6 protein-coding genes are annotated in these 5,147 nt (G+C 63.5%); 1 reads left to right on the top strand and 5 read right to left on the bottom strand.

Features of this window, described 5'->3' with window-relative positions; genetic code table 11:
* Positions 1–78 precede the first annotated feature (78 nt).
* The 3 genes from rplE to rplN are packed head-to-tail and all read right to left on the bottom strand — an operon-like array spanning position 79 to position 1,346.
* Positions 79–660, bottom strand: coding sequence for a 50S ribosomal protein L5 (rplE, locus tag HMPREF3088_RS02670; protein ID WP_012359598.1), 582 nt, complete (start codon positions 658–660; stop codon positions 79–81).
* A gap of 2 nt (positions 661–662) precedes the next feature.
* A complete protein-coding gene (rplX, locus tag HMPREF3088_RS02665) occupies positions 663–974 on the bottom strand; it encodes a 50S ribosomal protein L24 (RefSeq protein ID WP_070758300.1) in 312 nt (103 codons plus the stop codon).
* Complete coding sequence (gene rplN, locus HMPREF3088_RS02660; RefSeq protein WP_070758299.1) at positions 975–1,346, bottom strand: 50S ribosomal protein L14; 372 nt, start codon at positions 1,344–1,346, stop codon at positions 975–977.
* Positions 1,347–1,831: 485 nt separating this feature from the next.
* Between rplN and HMPREF3088_RS02655 the strand changes: the two genes are divergently transcribed.
* The gene (locus tag HMPREF3088_RS02655; protein ID WP_070758298.1) at positions 1,832–2,227 is read left to right on the top strand and encodes a hypothetical protein; all 396 of its coding nucleotides are present in this window, start codon (positions 1,832–1,834) and stop codon (positions 2,225–2,227) included.
* 162 nt (positions 2,228–2,389) lie between these two features.
* Here the strand turns inward: HMPREF3088_RS02655 and HMPREF3088_RS02650 are convergent, their stop codons facing one another.
* Together HMPREF3088_RS02650 and HMPREF3088_RS02645 are read right to left on the bottom strand one after the other, a co-directional pair.
* Entirely contained in the window at positions 2,390–3,667 is a 1,278-nt protein-coding gene (locus HMPREF3088_RS02650) for an MFS transporter (protein WP_168167035.1), read from the bottom strand.
* Between the two features lie 129 nt (positions 3,668–3,796).
* On the bottom strand, positions 3,797–5,074 hold the full coding sequence (locus HMPREF3088_RS02645) for an MFS transporter (RefSeq protein ID WP_141759420.1): 1,278 nt from the start codon (positions 5,072–5,074) through the stop codon (positions 3,797–3,799).
* Between the last annotated feature and the right edge of the window lie 73 nt (positions 5,075–5,147).

Raw genomic sequence — 5,147 nt, 5'->3', positions numbered from 1 at the left:
CCCCTCCCCCCCCCAGATAGCAACAGCGCCCCACCGTGATCGGTGGGGCGCTGCCAGAGTGCTACAGAAGACTAGAAACTAGTCAGCCTGCTGCATCTTGCCGTCCTTATCCTTGAACGGGAAGCCGAGGCGGCGCAGCAGTGCGCGGCCCTCTTCGTCGTTCGTGGCAGTGGTGACGACGGTGATGTTCATACCGCGCGGACGGTCCATCTTGTCCACGTCGATCTCGTAGAACATGGTCTGCTCGGAGAGGCCGAAGGTGTAGTTACCGTGGCCGTCGAACTGACGGTCGGAGAGGCCGCGGAAGTCACGAATACGCGGCAGGGCGATCGTGAGCAGGCGGTCCAGGAACTCCCACATGCGGTCGCCACGCAGGGTGACGCGGGCGCCGATCGGCATGCCCTCGCGCAGCTTGAAGTTAGCGATTGCCTTCTTCGCGGTGCGGACCTGCGGCTTCTGGCCGGTGATTGCGGTCAGGTCAGCGATTGCGCCGTTGATCATCTTGGAGTCACGTGCAGCGTCGCCGACGCCCATGTTGACGACAACCTTGGTCACGCCTGGGATCTGCATGACGTTGTCGAAGTTGAACTCGGCCTGCAGCTTTTCCCGGATTTCCTCACGGTACTGAGCCTTCAGACGAGGAGTGTAGTTGTCGCTCATCCTTAGATGTCCTTCCCGTTGCGCTTGGATACGCGGATCTTCTTGCCGTCTTCGAAGCGGTAACCAATGCGGGTCGGGTTGCCGTCGGAGTCGATGACCATCACGTTGGAGACGTGGATCGGTGCCTCCTGGGTCACGATGCCGCCGGACTCTGCGCCACGCTCAGGGGCGGAGTTGGCTACGTGCTTCTTGATGGGGTTGACGCCCTCGACAAGAACCTTGTCGCGCTTCGGGTAGGCCTCGATGACCTTGCCCTTAGCACCCTTGTCCGGGCCGGAGATAACAATGACGGTATCGCCCTTGCGGATCTTCATTTACAGCACCTCCGGAGCAAGAGAAACGATCTTCATGAACTTCTTCTCGCGAAGCTCACGAGCGACTGGGCCGAAGATACGGGTACCACGTGGGTCGTTATCGTTGGCCTTGATGATGACGGCTGCGTTCTCGTCGAAAGAGATGTAGGAACCGTCTGGGCGGCGGGTTGGCTTCTTGGTGCGGACGATGACTGCACGCACGATTTCGTTTTCCTTGACGGTGCCGCCTGGGGCTGCTTCCTTGACGGTTGCAACCACGACATCGCCAATGCCAGCGCTGCGCTTGACGGAGCCGCCGAGCACGCGGATGACCAGGATTTCCCGGGCACCCGAGTTGTCAGCTACTCGCACGCGCGATTCTTGCTGAAGCACTTTAGAGTCTCCTAGAACCTAGTAGTTGGTGTGCGCGGGATTTCCGACCCTCACGCACGCGGTCCTTGCCTCGGTTGTGCGCGCACGCCGAAGCGTGCCCGCGCGAGGCAACCTGCACATTATGGCACAGGCTGGCTGGCCTCCCAAATCTTGGCCGTCGAGGTGCTATGGGTTCAACCAACCCCCAGGGTGATGGATTGTGAATTTCCGCACATTGAGCGCGCTTTTAGACCCATTTTTCGGGCGCGGGCTGGGGCTTTACCGGCTAACTGCACGAAAAGCTGGAAAGAAATAAAAATAGCGGTTGTTTTTTATCATCTTTCGCTTATACTTTGCTGCGTACGCGCTGGACGTGGTCGAAAATTTTTCGCCGGGTTCGTGGCAGCACCGGGGAGCCGGTGGTGCATGAGGATTCAGCGCCGGATCGTTCTCACACTTCATTGACACAATCGGTCCTCGACATCAGGGGCCGGGAAGGATTCTTCGTGAAGAAGACCATCATCGCACTCGCAGCTGCTTCCTCCGTCGCTCTGTCCCACGGCGTCGCCGTCGCTGAGGATTCCAAGGTCGGTACCGAAGTCACCGCTGAGGCTGGCCAGACCGCCGGCTCCTCCAACAAGGGCGGGAATGAGGCCAAGGGTTCCTCTGACCGCGACCTCGGTCGCGAGATCTTCGGCTGGCAGGACGGCACCCAGCAGGCTTACAAGAACGGTGTTCCGGTCTTCGACGCCAAGGGCAACCCGGTGCCTGAGGAGAAGACCACCTTCGGCAAGAAGTTCAAGGATATCGCTGGCGCCGTCGCCGCGGTCGTGGCTCTGCTCGGCTCCATCTCCGCTCTCGTCGCGAACATCGAGAAGATCGCCAAGCAGTTCACCAAGTAATCTGCCGCTCTGCCCGGCTCAACAGTCGGCCTGAGCCCCAGCGGGACCCGAGGATCACCCTCGGGCCCCGCTTTTTCTTGTCTATCCCCCAGTACCCCTGATCCCCGGCATCTCCGCTCCCCCCCACCGCATCGCTACGGCCGGGCGCAGGCCCGCTCGCCCCTAGAGCGCGGAGACCGAGCTCGGCTTGCGCAGCGTCTCCCTCCCGAAGCACCACGCCACCACCGCGAGCCCCGCGACCACCCCACAGGCCAGGAAGCCCGCGTGGAAGCCAGCCCACTGAATCAGCAGCCCCACGATGATCGGCCCCAGGATCGCACCGGTGTCCTGCGCCATCTGGAAGTTCGCGAGCACCCGGCCACCCGAGCGCTCCGCGCCGATCACATCCGCGAGCACCGCCTGCTGGGCCGGGTTGAACAGCCCGGCCCCCGCTCCCGCGAGCACGCTGAGCAGCAACAGCGACCACACGCGGTCCGAAAAACCCAGCGCCGCGGTGAACGCACCATTGGCCAGCAAGCCAACCAGGATCAGCGGCTTGCGCCCCACCCGGTCCGCAGCCCGCCCGCTGAACTGCTGCACCACCGCATTGCCCGCGGCGAAGGTGGCCATTGCCAGCCCCGCATAGGCCGCGCCTGACTCGAAGATGGCCGCGGCCAGCAGCGGCAGGGTGGCCACGCGCACGCCGAAGTTCAGCCACCCATTGGCGAAGCCACCAACCAGGGCGCTGCGGTACGCGGAGTCCGCGAACGCCTCGCGGAAACGCATCGGGGTGGTCGGCCGCCCACCCTCGGTGGGGCGCACCCCGACCGAGGCGGGCATGCGCCACCACACCACCACAGCAGCCAGGAACACCGCCGCGCCGTAGATCGCGAAGGGCGCCCGCATCCCCAGCACCGTCAGCAGCGCGCCAAGTACTGGCCCCAGCACATTACCCAGCAGGAAGGCGGTGGCGTACAGGCTGGAGCAGCGCCCGCGGATCTCCGGTGGGGACAAGCGCACGATCAGCCCCATCGCGGAGACCGTGAACATCGTGGAACCAATACCGGCGACCGCACGCAGCAGCAAGATGTGCCAGTACTCCCCCACGAACGCGACCAGGCCGGTGGTCAACGCCACGATGAGCAGACCCGAAAGATAGATCCGCCGCGAGCCCAGGCGATCCACCAACCGCCCAGAAACCGGGGCGAAAGCCAAGCGAGAGAAAGCGAAGATACTGATGACCGCGCCAGCCGCGGCCACACCCACGTTGAAGGACTGCGCGAACTGCGGCAGGATCGGCGCGATCAGCCCATAGCCCAGCGCGATGATGAACGCCGCGGCGACCAGCACCCAGATCGATTGCGGTACCTTCGGTTTCTCGGCTACCGCCGAGCTAGGCTTCTCGGCATTCGCCGAGCCCGGCTTTTCTTCAGCTCCCGCATCGGGCTTCTGTCCTGCCACCGAGCTCGACTCCCCACCAGCCACCAGCGCTTGCTCCCCGCCGGACTCCCCTCGTGCTCCTGGCCCCCGCGTTAACTCTCCACCATCATGTGCCATATCAACTAACGCTAGCCCACCAGCGATAGGAAGCTAAGCGTCGGCATAGCCCTGCTTCGCCTGCGGCCGCCGCCCGTGGACAAAGAAGTAGAACACCCCAGCCACCGCGACCAGCCCCGCGAGCAGCAGGTACATCGCCGAGTACCCCGTCGCGCTGATCAGGGATCCCAGGAAGATCGGCCCCAAGGCCACGCCCACATCAACCAGCAACATCAAGGTTGAGATGCCGGTGCCCAGCCGCGAGGCATCCACCAACCGCACCGCGATAGCCTGCGAGGCGGGCATCAGCGTCCCATAACCCAGACCACTCAACACACCAGCAACGATCACCAGCGCGTCATTACCCGCCAGCGCCAGCACCACCAACGCCAGGATGAACATGGCCACGCCGAAGTACACCACGGCATTATCGCCCCGCTCATCCTGAATACGCCCCAGGAAGAAACGAGAAATAAACATCGCGGCGGCATAAGCCAGGAAGAACACCGAGGCACCCGTCTGCGTCCCCCGCTGCTCCGAATAGCTCATCAGGAAGGTGATCACACCCGAGTAGCTCACGCCCACGATCAGCATGAACACACCAATCGGCACCACCCGGCCGTCCGCGATATCGGAGGCGTGGAAGCTCGGCCGTTCCCCACCGCGGGATTCTTCCGCCGCGGCGCGCTCCCCCGCCGTCATTCCCAGGAGGACGCCGAGAACCAGGCTGACCACCGCAACCACGATCGTCGTCGTGAACAACGCGCGGTAACTGAACTGGCCGACCAGGAACAGACCGAAGGCCGGGCCCAGCGCCGTGGAGAGCGTATTACCCAGAGCGAAGAAGCCGGTGCCCTCCGCGCGGCGAGCCGGCGGGATCACCCGCTGGGCGGTGGTCATCACCGCCGTGGAGGCGATCGCGTAGCTCAGACCGTGCAGCATGCGCACCAGGATCAGCACCCAGAAGGAACCTTCCACCAGGTAGCCCACACTGCTGACCGCAACCACGACCAGTGAGATCCACAGCGCCCGACGCCTGCCGAAGGCGTCCACGAGGTAGCCGGAGAACAAGCGCGCCACCGTGGCACCGACGACGAAGGAGCTGGAGGCGAAACCCGCCGCCGCATCCGAGGCGGCGAACTGTTTCACCGCGTAGAGGGCCATCGTCGTGACCAGGATGTAGAAGGCGAGGTACTGGGTGAAGTTAATGACCCACGCGAGGGCGAAGGCGGGTGTGACCAGCTTGTCCTCTGCTGGAGGCTGGGGTGTGGCGGTGGTCTGCTCAGTCAATTCGGATAGGCCTCCTTCAAAGATTCTGGTGCTGTGACGCATCACTAAAAAAAGACGGTTGTCCACGCTACGGGGTTAAGTAAGAGGGTGTCAGGAAGTTTGTGTGTGAGGCTCT

Origin of the sequence: Corynebacterium sp. HMSC22B11, from assembly GCF_001815965.1 — a bacterium.
GTDB lineage: Bacteria > Actinomycetota > Actinomycetes > Mycobacteriales > Mycobacteriaceae > Corynebacterium.
Note: the sequence above shows the minus strand (reverse complement) of the source record. Positions and strands in the feature narration are given on the sequence as shown.